Origin of the sequence: Actinorugispora endophytica (genome assembly GCF_004363075.1) — a bacterium.
Classification (GTDB): domain Bacteria; phylum Actinomycetota; class Actinomycetes; order Streptosporangiales; family Streptosporangiaceae; genus Actinorugispora; species Actinorugispora endophytica.
In genome coordinates, this window is sequence record NZ_SNYN01000020.1 from 71,550 (window position 1) to 88,402 (window position 16,853).

Below are 16,853 nucleotides of genomic sequence, written 5' to 3' on the forward strand. Positions count from 1 at the left end.
CAGCCATGTCCGACGAGCACGCGCTGGACCCTGGTCCGGAGGAGGGCGGCTCCCTGGTCAGGCCGTACGTCATGACCTGGGGGCGCGAGCGGTCGGACACGGTCCAGCTGGACATGATCAGCGTGGTCATCGCCGCCCGCGGCGAGGTGGACGAGATGTCCCTGGAGCCGGAGCAGCTCGCGATCCTCGACCTCTGCCGCCGACCACTGTCGGTGGCGGAGGTCTCCGCCCATCTGGACGTTCCGGTGGCCGTGGTCAAGGTGCTGCTGGGCGACCTGATCGCGCGCGGCCACGTTCTCGCCCGCGCCCCCTACACGACGCAGAGCCCGGTCAGCCGGGACGTACTTCAGGCGGTACTCGATGGCATCCAACGACTCTGAGAGCAGACCCGCCCCGATCCCGGCGGCGCTCAAGATCCTCATCGCGGGCGGCTTCGGCGCGGGCAAGACGACCATGGTCGGCTCGGTCAGCGAGATCAACCCGCTGCGCACCGAGGAGCTGATGACCGAGGCCAGCCTCGGCGTGGACGACCTGTCGGGGGTGGAGCAGAAGACCACCACCACCGTCGCCCTGGACTTCGGCCGGATCACCGTCAACTCCGACCTGGTCCTCTACCTGTTCGGCACGCCCGGCCAGGAGCGGTTCTGGTTCATGTGGGACGAGCTGGCCGCGGGCGCGCTGGGGGCGATCGTGCTCGCCGACACCCGCAGGCTGGAGACCTGCTTTCCCTCGGTGGACTTCTTCGAGCGGCGCGGGATCCCGTTCGTGGTCGCGGTGAACTGCTTCGACGGCGCGCACCGGTACGAACCGGACGAGGTGCGCGACGCCCTCGGCATCCCCGCGCCGGTCCCGGTCCTGCTGTGCGACGCGCGCGTCCGGGCGTCGAGCAAGGAAGCGCTGGTCACACTGGTCAGACACGTCGAGGAGGCCGTTTCGGGCGCTGTCTGACCCCCTGCGGCCCCGTTCCGCGAGCGGACGGGCCGCAGGGGTCGCGCCGTGGACCGGGTTCCCGGTGCGACAGCACTACCGTGGCAGCGGGCGGCCCTCGTCGTCGGACGGCGACGGGCCCGCCCGGCAAGGCAACCAGCTGGAGAGGTCCCCCATGAAGCGCTTTGACTGGTACGACGAGATCCACCGACTCGACGCGGAGGCCGACTGCCGCCGGATCGCGCTGATCATCAGCAACCACGAGTTCCCCTGGGACATCGAGCAGGCGCTGGGGCTGGCGCTGTACCGGACCTACGCCGTGCCCGGCATCGGCGAGCTGCTGGACCGGACGCAGGAGTTCACCCGGCGCACGCAGCACCGCTACGACGACACCGCCCTTCTGCTGTCCGACATCATGGAGCACGGGTTCGAACCGGGACGCGGCCGGGACGCGCTGCGCCGGATCAACCAGATGCACCGCTCCTACGACATCAGCAACGACGACTACCGGTACGTGCTGAGCACCTTCGTGGTCATGCCGGTGCGCTGGCTGAACGACCTGGGCTACGGCTGGCGCCGCCTCAGCGAGCACGAGGTCGCCGCGCTCACCAACTACTACCGGACGCTCGGCAGGCACATGGGGATCAAGGAGATCCCCGAGACCTACGACGAGTTCCACGAACTGTTCGAGTCCTACGAGGCCGCGCACTTCGCCTACACCGACGGCGGGCGGGCCGTCGCCGACGCCACCCTGGACCTGATGGTGGACTTCTTCCCCCGCTGGCAGCGGCCGGTCGTCCGCCCGTTCACCAAGGCCCTGCTGGACGACCGGCTGGTCAAGGCGTTCGGGTACGAGGAGCCGTCGAGGTTCTGGCGGACCGCGGCGCGCCTCGGGCTGCGTGCGCGCGCCCGCGTCGTGCGGCTGATGCCGCCGCGCAGGGAACCCCGTCCGGTTTCGGCCAACCCGAACATCGTGAGCTACCCCGACGGCTACGACCCCCGGCGGATCGGCACCTTCCCCACGGGCTGCCCGGTGCCGCACGGCATGGTCACGACCGAGGTCCCCGCGACCGGCGCCCGCGTCCCCGCCCCCGGCCAGGCCAAGGCCGCCGACGAGTCGACCACCCGGCCCTGAGGCCCCTCCCTCTCGACGGCCTCGACGTCGGGGGCCTCCGGGACCGCTCCGGGAGGGCTCCGGCGTCGAGAACACCGGTGGGGGGCCCTCGGGGCCGGCCGTGACCGGAAGCGGTCTGGAGTCGGTTCGCCATCTGTGCCAGGGTGGTGGACCGAGGCTTCCCGAGCGTGTGGAGAGTGCATGGACGAGGTCAGCATCGCCATCGCGACCGCTGTCGCCGGCAGGGTCGCCGGCGATCTCGACGAGGCGGCCAGGGGGCTTCTGGTCCGACTGCGCAGAGCGTTGCGCAAACGTTTCGCGGACCGGCCCCCGGCGCTGGAGGCGCTGGAGGCCGCCCGGGACGAGAACGGCGAGGTGCCCGCCTCGGTGCGCGCGCTCGCCGGGCACCTCGCGGCCGCGCGGGAGGACGACCCCGAGGTCAGGGAGCTTGCCGACCGGCTGCGGCCGCACCTGGCCATCGGCGGCGGCGAGGTCGTCAACACCGTCCACGGCGGCGTCTCGGACACCGCGACCGTCATCCAGGGCCGCGACATGGACTTCGGCCCCGGCGGGCTGCGCATCGGCCGGTGAGCCGGCGGCACGCGGCGGTCCCCGTGCCGCTTAAGCTGGACGACGTGAGTGAGCAGGTCGTGTCTCCCCCGATCCCCGATCCCACGTCCGACCGTCCCCCGGTCGGCGTCGGCCCGTGGGAGGGGCCATGGCCCGAGGGCGGCCACTACGATCCCGAGCTGCTCTCCGGAGGCGACCGCCGCAACGTCGTGGACCGCTACCGCTACTGGCGGCACGAGGCCATCGTCGCCGACCTCGACACCCGGCGGCATCCCTTCCACGTGGCCGTGGAGAACTGGGAGCACGACTTCAACATCGGCTCGGTGGTGCGCACCGCCAACGCCTTCGGCGCCGAGGCCGTGCACATCGTCGGCCGCCGCCGCTGGAACCGGCGCGGCGCCATGGTGACCGAGCGGTACCAGCACGTGCACCACCACCCCGGCGCCGCCGAGCTCACCTCCTGGGCCGGGGCGCGCGGCCTGCCCGTGATCGGCGTCGACAACCTGCCCGGCTCGGTCCCGCTGGAGACCTATCCGCTGCCGCGCGCCTGCGTCCTGGTGTTCGGGCAGGAGGGCCCCGGCCTCTCCGAGGAGGTCCGCGCGACCTGTACCGCGGTGCTGTCCATCGCCCAGTTCGGATCCACCCGGTCCATCAACGCGGGCGCCGCCGCCGCTGTGGCCATGCACGCCTGGGTCCGCGCTCACGTGTTCGACCAGGCCGTATGAGTCGAGTCGGAGCGGCCCGGTGGGCCGGTGAACTGCGCCCCTACCAGGAGGAGGCCCTGGCCGCGCTCGACGCGCGCTGGGCCTCGGGCGACAAGCGGGCCTGGGTGGTGCTGCCGCCCGGGGCGGGCAAGACGCTCGTCGGGCTGGAGGCCGCGCGGCGGCTCGGCCGGCGCACCGTCGTCTTCACTCCCAACACCGCGATCCAGGGCCAGTGGATCACCCAGTGGCGGGCGTTCGAACGCCCCGACGGCTGCACCGCGGGGCTCCGGCGCTCCCTGGAGCACGACGTCACCGTCCTGACCTACCAGTCCCTGGCGGTCTTCGACCCCGACGCCGAGACCGACGAGGAGGGCAACGAGCTGTCCCTCCTGGGGAGGCTGCACGGCAACGGCGGCGCCCTGGTGGAGGCGCTGCACGCGGCCGGGCCGATCACGGTCATCCTGGACGAGTGCCACCATCTGCTGCAGATGTGGGGGCGGCTGCTCGCCGAGGTGCTGGCGGACCTCGAGGACGCGCACGTCATCGGGCTGACCGGCACCCCCGCGGAGAGCCTGTCGGCGAACGAGGCCGGTCTCGTGGCCACCCTGTTCGGCGCCCCCGTCCACGGCGCGTCCATCCCGGCCCTGGTCCGCGACGGCTACCTCGCCCCGTTCGCCGAACTCGTCTGGGTCACCGAGCCCACCCCCGCCGAACGGGACTACATCACCGAGCAGGGCCTGCGCTTCACCGAGCTGTGCACCGACCTGCTCTCCCCCGGTTTCGCCCGGACCGACTTCCCGACCTGGCTGCGCCTGCGCTTCGACGAGCGGACCACCGAGACCGGGGAGCGCCTGGACTGGGCCCGGCTGGCCGCCCAGGAGCCCGAGCTCACCGACGCCGTGCTGCGGCTGCACCACGCGGGCCTCAGCCCGCTGCCCGAAGGCGCCCGCGTCCTGGAGCGGCACCGCGGCACCCCGACCGCCGACGACTGGATGGCGCTGCTCAGCGACTACGTCCTCAAATGCCTGCGCGGCAAGCCGGGCGGAGGCCGTCCGGACGTGGCCGCCCCGACCGCCGGCGACGCAGACGACCGGGCGCTGGAGCGCATCCGCACGGCACTGCCCGCGATCGGCTACACCCTCACCAGGTACGGCATCCGCAGCGGCCGCTCCCCGGTGGACCGCGTGCTCGCCCGCAGCGCCGCCAAGTCCCAGGGCACGGTGGAGATCGCCGCCGCCGAGGCGGCCTCGCTGGGCCCGCGGCTGCGCGCGCTGGTGCTGTGCGACCACGAGCGCGCCAGCGCCCGGCCCTCGGCCCGGCTCCTGGAGGTCCTGGGCGCCCAGGCGGGGTCGGCGTGGCTGCAACTGGAGCTGCTGGTGGCCGACGAGCGCACCCGCGCGCTCTCCCCCATGCTGGTCACCGGCCGCACGGTGGCCGCGGCGCCGGAGACCGCCGAGGCGTTCATCGCGTTCGCCACCGAGCGAAGACCCGGACTCGAACTGTCCGTCGTGGAGGTCGGCGGGGACGGCTCCCTGGTGCGCGTGGAGGGCCGCTGGACCTCGCGCAGCTGGGTCCGGATGGTCACCGACTACGTCGAGCGCGGCGACTGCCGGGTGCTGGTGGGCACCCGGGCCCTGCTCGGCGAGGGCTGGGACGCCCGCACGGTCAACACCGTCATCGACCTGACCACCGCGACCACCCCCACCTCCGTCGTGCAGGGGCGCGGGCGGGCGCTGCGCCTCGACCCGGCCTGGCCGGAGAAGACCGCGCACACCTGGACCGTGGTCTGCGTCAGCGACGCGCATCCCAAGGGCGGCGCCGACTGGGAGCGGTTCGTCCGCAAGCACGAGGGCTACCTGGGGGTGGCCGCCGACGGCGAGGTGATGAGCGGCGTCGCGCACGTGGACCCGGCCCTGTCCCCGTACGGGCCGCCGCCGACGGCCGAGCTGGACGCTGTCAACGCCCGCATGCTGGCCCGCGCCGAGGACCGCGAGGACACCCGCGAACGGTGGCGGATCGGCTCTCCCTACGTCGACGAGCTGCTGTCGACCCTGCGGGTGCGTCCGCAGCGGCACGGGTCGCTGGCGCCGCGTCCGGAGGGCACGCGTCCCCCCGCCCCCCTGGCGGTGCCCGCCGCCGCGGGGATCAGCGCCTCCGCGCCGCCGACCCTGGAGCCGACCCGGGCGTCGCTGGTCACCGGCGCCGCGGTCCTGCTGGTGTCGGTCCCGGCCATGATGCTCGCACTCGGCCTGTCCAGCGGGGTGAGCGGGGTGATCGCGATGTTCCTGGCCCTGGGGGCCGAGCGCCTCGCCGCGCGCGGGCCGCGCTTCCGCTTCGCGGGGCACCTGATGGAGGCCGCGGGGGGAGAGCCCGACATCGTCCGGTTCGGCTACGCCGTCGCCGACGCCCTGCAGGGGGCCGGGTACTCGCCGGTGGGCGCCGAGGGGGTGCGCCTGGACATCGACACCGACGGCACCTTCCGGCTCACCTTCACCGGCGCGGGCCCCGCCGCCTCCGAGGCGTTCAGCACCGCTCTGGACGAGGTGGTCTCCCCGCTGGTGGGGACCCCACGCTACATCGTGGCCCGCTACCGGTTGGCCCGCCCGGCCGGCCACACCCACGCCCGCCGCCTGGGCGTGGCCTGGATGCGCGGGCGCGCCCCCGACAACCCCGTGGTCTTCCACGCCGTCCCCGCCCTGCTGGCCCGCAACCGCAGGGGGGCCGAGGCGTTCTCGACGGCCTGGAACCGGTGGATCTCGAGCGGCGAGCCGGTGTACACCGCCAGCCCGGCGGGATCGCGCCTGCTGTACGCCCACTACGCCACCGACCCCTACCCGGTGCAGACCGCCTCCCGCCTGACCTGGTCCTGACCCCGGCCGGTCACCCGGCCCGGTAGGCGTCGCGCCGGTGCCTGACCACTTCGACGGTGACGACGCGCTTGTCGTCGTCCACCGTGTACAGGACCCGGTAGGTGGCCCGACGCGCGGAGTACATGCCGTCGAACGGTTCACGGACGGGTTTTCCCACCTGGTAGGGGGTCTTACGAAGCGGGCCGAGAATCAGTTCGAGGACGGCCGCCGCGACGTTCTCCGGGAGTTCCTCCGCCAGAGCCCGCTTCGCGCTCCTGGTCCAGCGGAGGTCGTAGAGATCGCTCACTCGCCGCGCCGCCGGGCGGCCAGTTCGGCGAGTACTTCCTCGGTGGTGTACACATCGCCGCGCTCGATGTCGGCGCGCGCCTCCGCGATGGCGGCCACCGTGTCGATGTCCGACAGGATCTCGATCGTCTCCCGCAGGCTCTCCCATTCGTCGACGGAGATGACCACGGCGGCGGCTCTGCCGTTGCGGGTCACGGTGATCTGGTCGTGCTGCTTCTCGACCTGGTTGACGAGTTCGGACAGCCTGGCTTTGACGTCTGCCAACGGAAGCGTCTTCATGGTCAGAATTGTAGTCATCTCCTGGTGGCGATGCCACCACCGAGCGAGTAGACGAGCGGGGGAGCGAGCGCTGGGGCCAGGGCCGGGAGCGGGTGAGAGCAGACCTCGTCCCGGAAACATCCGGCCCTGCCGTCGGAAGCCCTTCGGCGCGGCATAGCCTTACGGGCACCGGAATCCGTAGGCCGGAAGGGGAGCCGTGAGTCCCACACCCTCCGGGGGAAACCCCGCCGAGATCACCCCCGCCATGACGAAAGCCCTGCGCAAGGCCGAGGCCGTCCCCCGGGAACCGGGGATGCTTCGCCTGCGCGGAGAGCACTCCTCCCAGACCGTGGACGCTCTGGAGCGGCGCGACCTGGTCGCGTACGACCACGGCGGAGGCCACTGGCTCCTCACCAAGTCCGGGCGCAAGGTCCACGCCAGTCTGACGGCCCCGGCGACCCCCGGGACCGCCGAGACCAGGAAGAGGCGGCGGCCGGGCCGTCAGGGCCTCTCCCGGGGAGCGGGGCCCGCACGCGTCACCGTCCACCCCGGCCTCTCCCCCGAAGAGGCGGCCGGCCTGAACCTCGCCCTGTCCCGGCTGCGCTCCCGTGAAGAGCCCGCGGAAGCGCCGGAGCCGCCCAGCGCTCCCAGGCAGGCGGGGTGCGGCCGGGTGGGCGCCTTCACGGGAGGCGGCGTCATCCTGCTGGTCGTTCTGGGGATCAGCCCGGTGGCGTTCGGAGCCCTGCTCCTCTCCCTGGGGCTGCTCTGGTCCGGGCTCGTCGTCGCCGCCAGGCATGCCAAGCGCCGCGAACTGCGCCTCCGGCAGGAGAAGGACCCCGAGCGGGTCGTCGCCTCCCTCCAGGGCCGATTCGTCAGCGCCGACGCCCTCGACCGGCCCGCGCGGGAGCTCCTCCTCCGGGCCCAGACCGCCGTGGACACCGTGCTGCGCTCGTCGCCGCACCGCCAGGGGCTGCTGCTGGACAGGACGCGCAACCAGGTCGTTCTCGCGGACATCGAGTGGTCCCTCGCCGAGAGCCTGCTCAGGCAGTCCCGGAACCGGCGCAGGATCGACACCACCCCCACCCCCGGGGAGCGCAGCCGCCGGGCCGCCGAACGGGCCCGCGCCGCCCTCGACAAGGACGTGGCCGGAGTGAGGGCGCGGATCAAGGTCCTGGAGTCCTACGCCGACAAGGTCCGGGCCGCCGAGCGGGAGGAGGAGGACCGCCGGGCGGCGGAGGTCCTCGAGGCGATCACCGCGGACGTCACCCAGGCCGGCGCCGCCCACCCCTACCAGGACGAGGCGCTCGGTTCCCTGGTCCAGGCCCAGGAGCTCGCCCTCCGGGTCGCCTCCCTGTCCGATCCGGACGCCTGACCCCGCCCCTCCCGGGACGGCGGCCCGCGACGCGCGGGGCCCGCCCGCTTCCGTGGAAGCGGGCGGGCCCCGTGTCCGGCCGGGTCCGGGTGTTACATCTTGCCCGAGGCCAGGGACCCCAGCAGGTCCTTGTTGAGCTGGGAGATGGTGTCCAGCGGGATGCCCTTGGGGCAGACCGCGGCGCACTCGCCGATGTTGGTGCAGCCGCCGAAGTCCTCCTCGTCGTGCTGGTTCACCATCTTGACCACGCGGGCCGCCCGCTCGGGCTGGCCCTGCGGGAGCATGCCCAGGTGGGTGACCTTGGCCGCGGTGAACAGCATGCCCGAGGCGTTCGGGCAGGCCGCGACGCACGCGCCGCAGCCGATGCAGGTGGCGGCGTCGAACGCGCGGTCCGCGTCGGTCTTGGGAACCGGAACGGCGTGGGCGTCCGGCGCGGTGCCGGTGGGGGCGCTGATGTAGCCGCCCGCCTGGATGATGCGGTCGAGCGATCCCCGGTCCACCACCAGGTCCTTGATGACCGGGAACGCCTTGGCCCGCCACGGCTCGACGTCGATGGTGTCGCCGTCCTTGAAGCTGCGCATGTGCAGCTGACAGGTGGTGGTGACCTCGGGTCCGTGCGCGATGCCGTTGATCACCACGCCGCAGGCGCCGCAGATGCCCTCGCGGCAGTCGTGGTCGAACGCGATCGGGTCCTCGCCCGCGACGGTGAGCTTCTCGTTGAGGACGTCGAGCATCTCCAGGAAGGACATGTCCTGGGACACGTCCTCGACCTGGTAGGAGACCATCCGGCCCTCGTCGTCCTTGCCCTTCTGGCGCCAAACGCGCAGGGTGATGTTCACTTGTAGCTCCGCTGCTTCATCTCGACGTACTCGTATTCCAGGTTCTCCTTGTGCAGCACGGGGCTCTCACCGGTCCCGGTGAACTCCCACGCCGCCACGTAGGCGAACTCGTCGTCGTGGCGCAGCGCCTCGCCGTCCTCGGTCTGGCTCTCCGCCCGGAAGTGGCCGCCGCAGGACTCGCGGCGGTGCAGCGCGTCGATGCACATGAGCTCGGCCAGCTCGAAGAAGTCGGCCACCCGCCCGGCCCGCTCCAGTGTCTGGTTGAGCTCCTCGTTGACCCCGGTGACCTTGACGTCCCGCCAGAACTCGTCCCGCAGCCCGCGGATGCGGTCGATGGCCTTGTACAGGCCCTCCTCGGTCCGCTCCATGCCGCAGTACTCCCACATGATGGAGCCGAGCTCCTTGTGGAAGGAGTCCACGGTCCGGCTGCCGTTGATCGAGAGCAGCTTGTCGATGCGCGCGCGCACCGCCTCCGCGGCCTCCTTGGCCTCGGGGGTGTCCTCGTCGACCTTCTCGAACGGGCCCGCCGAGAGGTAGTCGTTGATGGTGTTGGGCAGCACGAAGTAGCCGTCGGCCAGGCCCTGCATGAGGGCGCTGGCGCCCAGGCGGTTCGCACCGTGGTCGGAGAAGTTGGCCTCACCGGTCACGAACAGGCCGGGGATGTTGCTCTGAAGGTCGTAGTCGACCCACAGCCCGCCCATCGTGTAGTGCACCGCCGGGTAGATGCGCATCGGCGTCTCGTAGGGGTTCTCCCCGGTGATGCGCTGGTACATGTCGAACAGGTTGCCGTACTTGGCCTCGACGGCCGGGCGGCCCATCCGCTTGATCGCGTCGGCGAAGTCCAGGTAGACGCCCAGACCGCCGGGGCCGACGCCGCGGCCCTCGTCGCACACGTTCTTGGCGGCGCGCGAGGCGATGTCGCGCGGCACCAGGTTGCCGAAGGACGGGTAGGCGCGCTCCAGGTAGTAGTCGCGCTCCTCCTCGGGGATCTGGCGCGGGTCGCGGTCGTCCCCGATCTCCTTGGGCACCCAGATCCGGCCGTCGTTGCGCAGCGACTCGCTCATCAGGGTCAGCTTGGACTGGTAGTCGCCGCTGACCGGGATGCAGGTCGGGTGGATCTGCGTGTAGCAGGGGTTCGCGAACAGCGCGCCCTTGCGGTGCGCCCGCCAGGTCGCCGTGACGTTGCAGCCCATGGCGTTGGTGGACAGGAAGAACACGTTGCCGTAGCCGCCCGAGGCCAGCACGACCGCGTCGGCGAAGTGGCTCTCGACCTCGCCCGTGACCATGTCGCGCACGATCACGCCGCGCGCCTTGCCGTCGACGACGATCAGCTCCAGCATCTCGTGCCGGGTGTGCATCGTGACGGTCCCGGCCGCGATCTGGCGCTCCAGCGCCTGGTAGGCGCCGATCAGGAGCTGCTGCCCCGTCTGGCCGCGCGCGTAGAAGGTCCGGGAGACCTGCACGCCGCCGAAGGAGCGGTTGTCGAGCAGGCCGCCGTACTCGCGCGCGAAGGGGACGCCCTGGGCCACACACTGGTCGATGATCTCGACGCTGACCTGGGAGAGCCGGTAGACGTTGGACTCCCGGGAGCGGAAGTCGCCGCCCTTGACGGTGTCGTAGAACAGCCGGTAGATGCTGTCGCCGTCGTTGCGGTAGTTCTTCGCCGCGTTGATACCGCCCTGTGCCGCGATGCTGTGCGCGCGGCGGGGACTGTCCTGGTAGCAGAAGCTCGTCACGTTGTAGCCGGCCTCGCCCAGCGTGGCCGCCGCGGACGCCCCGGCCAGGCCGGTCCCCACGATGATGACCGACAGCTTGCGCCGGTTCGCGGGGTTGACCAGCTTCGCGGAGAAGCGGCGTTTGTCCCAGCGCTCGGCGATGGGGCCGTCGGGGGCCTTCTCGTCCTGGATCGGAGCGCCTTCGGTGTAAAGCTCGGTCATTTAACCCACCAGACCAAAGAAGATGGAGAACGGGGGAACGAGGAAGCCGACGGTGATCACCGCGGCGATGGCCGTCGCGATGACGTTGAGGCCCCGCTGGCGGCCCGCCTTGTTCTGCCCGAGGGTCTGGGTCGCGCTCCAGATGCCGTGCCGCAGGTGGAGGCCCACCGCGAGCATGGCGATCAGGTAGCTGAGCACCACCCACCAGATCTCGAACCCGTTCACGACGCGCTGGTAGGGGCTGTCCGAGGCCCCTCCCGGCGCGATGTGGTTCGTGGTGAAGTGGAGGAGGTGGTACACCACGAAGAGGATGACGATGACGCCGCCCCACCGCATGGTGAACGAGGCGTAGCTGCGCTGCACGCCCTTCTTGTTCTGGGTGCTCTGGTATCGCCGGACGCCTGTCGCGGCCCGCGCCCGCCTCGCCCGCGCCCACAGCGTGAAGGCCGCGTAGGCGTGGATGAGGACGCTCGCCAGCAGGACGACGCGGATGATCCACAGGGCGCCCTCGTGCGGGAGCATCGGCTCGCCGAGCTCGCGCAGGTGGTGCGCGTAGTTGTCGAAGACCTCCTGGCCGCCGAAGACCATGAGGTTGCCGTACATGTGCGCGATCAAAAACAGCACCAGGATCACGCCGGTGACCGCCATTGCGGATTTGAGAGCCACCGTCGACCTGAACGCCGTTGACCGCTGCTTGGTCAGGGTACTGTTCGCCACGATGTGAACTTTAGGACTCCCTTAACACACTCGTCTAAGTCATGGGAACGCTGGTCTCCATAGCCGTAGGCTATGGAACATGCAGTTCCAGCAGCTCGCCTACTTCCTCGCGGTCGCCGAGACCAGGCATTTCACCCGCGCAGCCGAGGTCTCGCGGGTCGCCCAGCCCAGTCTGAGCAAGCAGATCAGAGCCCTCGAGGAGGAGCTCGGCGCACCGTTATTCGTTCGCGCCCGGGGAAATATCACACTCACTCCGGCGGGCGAGGCCCTTCTTCCTCTTGCCCAGCGCATGCTCACCGACCTCGAGACGGCCCGCCGGGAGGTCCAGGAGCTGGCCGGGATGCGGCGCGGGCGGGTCCGCCTCGGCGCCACGCCGTCCCTGTGCGCGGGGCTGCTCGCCGACGCGCTGGCCCGGTTCCACGTCCGCTTCCCCGGTATCGAGCTCCACGTCGAGGAGAGCGGTTCGCGCGACCTGATCCGGGCCCTGGGGCGGGGCGAACTGGACCTGGCCCTGATCATCCTTCCGCTGCACAGCAGCGACCCGGAACTCGTGACCGTCCCGATCCTGCGCGAGAGCCTGATCGTGGTCAGCTCGATGGACCACCCCCCGCCCACCGGCCGCGTCTCGATGCGCATCACCGACCTGCGCGACCGGCCGCTGGTGATGTTCCGGCGGGGGTACGACGTGCGCGACGCGACGCTGTACGCCTGCCGCGCCGCCGGCTTCGAACCGAGTCTGGCGGTGGAGGGCGGGGAGATGGACGCCGTCCTGCGCTTCGTGGAGGCGGGCCTGGGCGTGGCGGTGGTGCCGAGCATGGTGCTGAAGAACCGGCCCGGCCTGCGCGGCACCCCGCTGTCCAGGCCCCGGCTGCTGCGCACCATCGCCCTGGCGCACCGCAAGGACGTGGCGCCCTCGCACGCGGCCCTGGCCTTCCGGCACGGCCTGATGGGCTACCTCGGCACGCTCACCGAGGCCGATCTGGGCGAGGACCTGGAGGTCATCGCCCCGCCCGAGGGGTGACGGGCCTCCTGCGCGGGGCTGCGGCGGCGGTGCGGGAGGAAGGGCCGCGGCGGACGGCCGGGAACCGGCTCCACCCCGGCGTTCCCCGTGGCGGGCCCGTCCCGGCTGCGGAGGCTCCGAGGGCCCCGGGAAAAACAAAAGCCGCACTTTCCGCATTTCCCGACAAACTCCGCAGGACAAAAAGAAACGCCATCCGACCGCTATTCCGGAATGGCGCACCCCACACTAAAATCGCGTCAACGCACCGCAGAATTCGCGACCGCCCGTATTCACCGCCGCCGGTCACGCCCCGCCGGCGTCGTCGACGGGCTCCAGGAGCACGGCCGGTTCCCACGCCCCGCGGCTCGTCCGGCCGCTGTCCGCCGCGAGGAGACGAAGGATGCCGCGCCCATGACAGCGACCACCTCCCCCGCCCCCGGCTCCCGCCGCGCCCGGATCGCCGCGCGCACCCTGCGCACCGACCGGTGGTGGACCGGCCCCCTGCTCACCGCGCTGGGCCTGGCGGCCTTCGTGGTCTACGCCACCGCGAGGGTCTTCCAGCAGGACCACTACTGGGTGGCCGAGCACCACTACCTCACACCGTTCTACTCGCCCTGTGTGAGCGCCTCCTGCGAGCCCGGATCGGCGGTGTTCGGCACCCTGCCGTGGGAGTTCCCCTGGTTCCTGCCCTACGCCCTGGTCAGCCTGCCGTTCCTGCTCCTCTTCCGGTTCACCTGCTACTACTACCGGAAGGCCTACTACCGCTCCGTCTGGCAGGCGCCCACCGCGTGCGCGGTGCGCGAACCGCACCGCTCCTACTCGGGCGAGACGCGCCTTCCGCTGCTGGGGCAGAACCTGCACCGGTACTTCTTCTACGCCGCCGTGCTGATCTCGCTGCTGAACACCTACGACGCCGCGGTCTCCTTCGCGCACGGCGCCGAGGGCGGGTTCGGGATAGGGCTGGGGAACCTCGTCCTGCTCGCCAACGTGGTCCTGCTGTGGTGCTACACGCTGTCCTGCCACTCCTGCCGGCACGTGATGGGCGGCCGCCTCCGGAGCTTCGGCGGCCGGCCGGTCCGGTACTGGCTGTGGACCCGGGTGTCCCGGCTCAACACCCGGCACATGCTGTTCGCCTGGACCACCCTGGCGACGCTGACGCTCACCGACCTCTACGTGCTGCTCCTGTCCAGCGGCACCATCGCCGACCCCCGACTCTTCAACTGAGGTGACCACCATTGTCCGAGATCACACCGCAGCGCTACGACGTCGTGGTCATCGGCGCGGGCGGCGCGGGACTGCGGGCGGCGATCGAGGCGCGGCTTCGCGGGAAGCGCACCGCGATCGTCTCCAAGTCGCTGTTCGGCAAGGCGCACACCGTGATGGCCGAGGGAGGGGCCGCCGCGGCGCTGCGCAACGCCAACCCCGACGACAGCTGGCAGGTGCACTTCCGCGACACGATCCGGGGCGGCAAGTTCCTCAACAACCCCCGGATGGCCGAACTCCACGCCAAGGAGGCGCCCGACCGGATCTGGGAGCTGGAGCTGTGGGGGGCGCTGTTCGACCGCACCCCCGACGGGCGCATCAGCCAGCGCAACTTCGGCGGGCACGAGTACGCGCGGCTGGCGCACGTGGGCGACCGCACCGGCCTGGAGCTCATCCGCACACTCCAGCAGCGCGTCGTGCAGCTGCAGCAGGACGACGCCGCCGCGCTGGGCGACCCCGAGGCGATGCTGAAGGTGTACGCCGAGACCGCTGTCACCGAGCTGCTCAAGGACGGCGACCGCGTCGCCGGGGCCTTCGGCTACGACCGCGCGACGGGCGGGTTCCTGCTCTTCGAGGCGCCCGCCGTGGTGCTGGCCACCGGCGGCATCGGCAAGTCGTTCAAGGTCACCTCCAACTCCTGGGAGTACACCGGTGACGGCCACGCGCTCGCCCTGCGCGCCGGGGCGAACCTGCTGAACATGGAGTTCGTGCAGTTCCACCCCACCGGCATGGTCTGGCCGCCGTCGGTGAAGGGCATCCTGGTCACCGAGTCGGTGCGCGGCGACGGCGGGGTGCTGCGCGACTCCGAGGGCCGGCGGTTCATGTTCCGGTACGTGCCGGACGTCTTCCGGTCCCAGTACGCCGAGACCGAGGAGGAGGCCGACGGCTGGTACACCGACCCGGCGAACCACCGCCGTCCCCCCGAGCTGCTGCCCCGCGACGAGGTCGCCCGCGCCATCAACACCGAGGTCAAGGAGGGCCGCGGCTCGCCGCACGGCGGGGTGTTCCTGGACGTGTCCAGCCGGATGCCCGCCGAGGAGATCATGCGGCGGCTGCCGTCGATGCACCACCAGTTCAAGGAGCTGGCCGACGTCGACATCACCGCCGAGCCGATGGAGGTGGGTCCCACCTGCCACTACGTGATGGGCGGGGTGGAGGTGGACCCCGACACCGGGGCCGCCGCGGGCGGGGTGCGCGGGCTGTTCGCGGCCGGGGAGGTCTCGGGCGGGATGCACGGGTCGAACCGGCTGGGCGGTAACTCGCTGTCGGACCTGCTGGTGTTCGGGCGCCGCTGCGGCCTGGGCGCGGCCGAGTACGTGGACTCCCTCTCCGAGCGTCCGACGGTTCCCGCCGGAGCGCCGGCCGAGGCCGCCGAGGCCGCCGGGGCCCCGCTGGCCCGCGAGGCGGGGGACGACCCGTACACGCTGCACCGGGAGATCCAGCAGACGATGAACGACCTGGTCGGCATCATCCGCAGGGGCCCCGAGATCGAGCGCGCGATCGAGGTCCTGGACGCGCTCGAAGCGCGGGTGGCCGGTGTGCGGGCCGAGGGGGCGCGCGCCTACAACCCCGGCTGGCACCTCGCCCTGGACCTCCGCAGCATGCTCCTGGTGTCCCAGGCGGTGGCCCGCTCGGCCCTGGAGCGCGAGGAGTCGCGCGGCGGCCACACCCGGGACGACTTCCCCCGGATGTCCGCGCGGTGGCGCCGGGTGAACCTGGTCGCCGCCCTGGAGGGCGGCCGGGTGCGGCTGCGCCGCCAGGACCTGCCCGATCTGCGTCCGGACCTGCTCGCCCTGTTCGACCGGGCCGAGCTGGCCAAGTACCTCACCGAGGAAGAGCTCGCCACGACGGCGCCGGCCGAGGAAGGAGCAGGCGAATGAGCAGTGCGACGTTCCGCGTCTGGCGCGGCGACGGCGGCGAAGGCGCGCTGGTCGACTACGAGGTGGAGGTCAACGAGGGCGAGGTGGTGCTGGACGTCCTGCACCGCCTCCAGGCCACGCAGGCCCCCGACCTGGCGGTCCGGTGGAACTGCAAGGCGGGCAAGTGCGGTTCCTGCTCGATGGAGATCAACGGCAGGCCCCGGCTGTCGTGCATGACCCGGATGAGCGTCTTCGCCCCCGGCGAGGTCGTCACCGTCACCCCGATGCGGACCTTCCCGGTGCTCCGGGACCTGGTGTGCGACGTCTCCCGCAACTACGCCAAGGCCCGGGAGATCCCCTCGTTCACCCCCGATCCCGCCCTCGGACCGGGTGAGATGCGGATGCGCCAGGAGGACGTGGCGCGCCCGCAGGAGTTCCGCAAGTGCATCGAGTGCTTCCTGTGCAACAACGTCTGCCACGTCACCCGGGACCACGAGGAGAACAAGGAGCACTTCTCCGGTCCGCGCTACCTGATGCGGGTGGCCGAACTGGAGACGCACCCGGCGGACACCGCGGACCGCCGGATGATCGCCCAGGACGAGTTCGGACTCGGCTACTGCAACATCACCAAGTGCTGCACCGAGGTCTGCCCCGAGAACATCAGGATCACCGACAACGCCCTGATCCCGTTGAAGGAGCGGGTGGCCGACCGCAGATACGACCCGCTGGTGTGGCTCGGCGAGAGGATCGGCCTGCGCCCCGGACTGCGCCGGGACACGCCGATCGTGCCCAACACCCGCCGTACTCCCCGGTGATCTCGGCCTTTCCGGGGCCGGGGCCCCGCTCACCGTCGCCGCCCCGTCACCGCACACAAGGACACCCCGACGATCCGGTCGGCGGACTCCCGACACCGAACCGCCCCCGCGCCGGAAACCCCGTAGGGAACCTCCGGCGCGGGGGTGAATTCGGGCACCGGTGTTTCGGGGGCCTTTCGGCCTCACGCCATGCGGATCGCGAGGTGACAGCAGGCAGCGACGGCGGGGGCGGGTCGGGGCCGCGCCCACGACGTCCGTTTCGCGTGGTTTCCGTTGGTGATCTTGCTGTTTCCCCCCGAGAACCTTGACCTCGGGGGAAACAG

Annotated in this window: 16 protein-coding genes; 11 read left to right on the plus strand and 5 right to left on the minus strand. The window is 71.7% G+C overall.

Features of this window, described 5'->3' with window-relative positions; genetic code table 11:
- The first annotated feature begins 5 nt into the window (after positions 1 to 5).
- The 6 genes from EV190_RS18620 (at position 6) to EV190_RS18645 (ending at position 6,185) form a co-directional block, all read left to right on the plus strand.
- A complete protein-coding gene (locus tag EV190_RS18620; RefSeq protein ID WP_133742878.1) occupies positions 6 to 380 on the plus strand; it encodes a DUF742 domain-containing protein in 375 nt (124 codons plus the stop codon).
- The gene (locus EV190_RS18625) at positions 361 to 948 is read left to right on the plus strand and encodes a GTP-binding protein (RefSeq protein WP_133742879.1); all 588 of its coding nucleotides are present in this window, start codon (positions 361 to 363) and stop codon (positions 946 to 948) included. Before EV190_RS18620 ends, EV190_RS18625 begins: the two co-directional genes overlap by 20 nt.
- Before the next feature lie 154 nt (positions 949 to 1,102).
- Positions 1,103 to 2,062 (plus strand): oxygenase MpaB family protein, encoded by a 960-nt coding sequence (locus EV190_RS18630; RefSeq protein WP_133742880.1) that lies wholly within the window; start codon positions 1,103 to 1,105, stop codon positions 2,060 to 2,062.
- Positions 2,063 to 2,242: 180 nt separating this feature from the next.
- Positions 2,243 to 2,632, plus strand: coding sequence for a hypothetical protein (locus EV190_RS18635; RefSeq protein ID WP_133742881.1), 390 nt, complete (start codon positions 2,243 to 2,245; stop codon positions 2,630 to 2,632).
- A 44-nt stretch (positions 2,633 to 2,676) separates the two neighbouring features.
- Complete coding sequence (locus tag EV190_RS18640) at positions 2,677 to 3,336, plus strand: TrmH family RNA methyltransferase (RefSeq protein WP_243742666.1); 660 nt, start codon at positions 2,677 to 2,679, stop codon at positions 3,334 to 3,336.
- Complete coding sequence (locus EV190_RS18645) at positions 3,333 to 6,185, plus strand: DEAD/DEAH box helicase family protein (RefSeq protein WP_133742882.1); 2,853 nt, start codon at positions 3,333 to 3,335, stop codon at positions 6,183 to 6,185. The genes EV190_RS18640 and EV190_RS18645 overlap by 4 nt, the downstream gene beginning before the upstream one ends.
- 10 nt (positions 6,186 to 6,195) lie before the next feature.
- On the opposite strand, the gene EV190_RS18650 is transcribed toward EV190_RS18645, so the two are convergent.
- Together EV190_RS18650 and EV190_RS18655 are read right to left on the minus strand one after the other, a co-directional pair.
- A complete protein-coding gene (locus EV190_RS18650) occupies positions 6,196 to 6,471 on the minus strand; it encodes a type II toxin-antitoxin system RelE family toxin (protein WP_133742883.1) in 276 nt (91 codons plus the stop codon).
- Positions 6,468 to 6,749, minus strand: a complete 282-nt coding sequence (locus EV190_RS18655; protein WP_133742884.1) for a type II toxin-antitoxin system Phd/YefM family antitoxin — start codon at positions 6,747 to 6,749, stop codon at positions 6,468 to 6,470. Before EV190_RS18655 ends, EV190_RS18650 begins: the two co-directional genes overlap by 4 nt.
- A 196-nt stretch (positions 6,750 to 6,945) precedes the next feature.
- Between EV190_RS18655 and EV190_RS18660 the strand changes: the two genes are divergently transcribed.
- The gene (locus EV190_RS18660; protein ID WP_133742885.1) at positions 6,946 to 8,100 is read left to right on the plus strand and encodes a hypothetical protein; all 1,155 of its coding nucleotides are present in this window, start codon (positions 6,946 to 6,948) and stop codon (positions 8,098 to 8,100) included.
- Between the two features lie 92 nt (positions 8,101 to 8,192).
- Here the strand turns inward: EV190_RS18660 and EV190_RS18665 are convergent, their stop codons facing one another.
- From EV190_RS18665 to EV190_RS18675, 3 genes are read right to left on the minus strand one after another with little or no spacing between them, the layout of a single operon-like run.
- Complete coding sequence (locus EV190_RS18665; RefSeq protein WP_133742886.1) at positions 8,193 to 8,939, minus strand: succinate dehydrogenase/fumarate reductase iron-sulfur subunit; 747 nt, start codon at positions 8,937 to 8,939, stop codon at positions 8,193 to 8,195.
- Entirely contained in the window at positions 8,936 to 10,876 is a 1,941-nt protein-coding gene (locus EV190_RS18670; RefSeq protein WP_133742887.1) for a fumarate reductase/succinate dehydrogenase flavoprotein subunit, read from the minus strand. The genes EV190_RS18665 and EV190_RS18670 overlap by 4 nt, the downstream gene beginning before the upstream one ends.
- Positions 10,877 to 11,593 (minus strand): succinate dehydrogenase cytochrome b subunit, encoded by a 717-nt coding sequence (locus tag EV190_RS18675; RefSeq protein ID WP_133742888.1) that lies wholly within the window; start codon positions 11,591 to 11,593, stop codon positions 10,877 to 10,879.
- 79 nt (positions 11,594 to 11,672) lie between these two features.
- Here EV190_RS18675 and EV190_RS18680 point away from each other — a divergent pair, with 79 nt between their 5' ends.
- The 4 genes from EV190_RS18680 (at position 11,673) to EV190_RS18695 (ending at position 16,530) form a co-directional block, all read left to right on the plus strand.
- Entirely contained in the window at positions 11,673 to 12,614 is a 942-nt protein-coding gene (locus tag EV190_RS18680) for a LysR family transcriptional regulator (protein ID WP_133742889.1), read from the plus strand.
- A 390-nt stretch (positions 12,615 to 13,004) separates the two neighbouring features.
- Positions 13,005 to 13,817 carry a hypothetical protein gene (locus tag EV190_RS18685; protein ID WP_133742890.1) on the plus strand — a complete coding sequence of 271 codons (813 nt, stop codon included), beginning with the start codon at positions 13,005 to 13,007 and terminating at the stop codon, positions 13,815 to 13,817.
- A gap of 11 nt (positions 13,818 to 13,828) precedes the next feature.
- Positions 13,829 to 15,736, plus strand: a complete 1,908-nt coding sequence (locus EV190_RS18690) for a fumarate reductase/succinate dehydrogenase flavoprotein subunit (RefSeq protein WP_133742891.1) — start codon at positions 13,829 to 13,831, stop codon at positions 15,734 to 15,736.
- Positions 15,733 to 16,530 (plus strand): succinate dehydrogenase/fumarate reductase iron-sulfur subunit, encoded by a 798-nt coding sequence (locus tag EV190_RS18695; RefSeq protein WP_133742892.1) that lies wholly within the window; start codon positions 15,733 to 15,735, stop codon positions 16,528 to 16,530. The genes EV190_RS18690 and EV190_RS18695 overlap by 4 nt, the downstream gene beginning before the upstream one ends.
- Positions 16,531 to 16,853 lie beyond the last annotated feature (323 nt).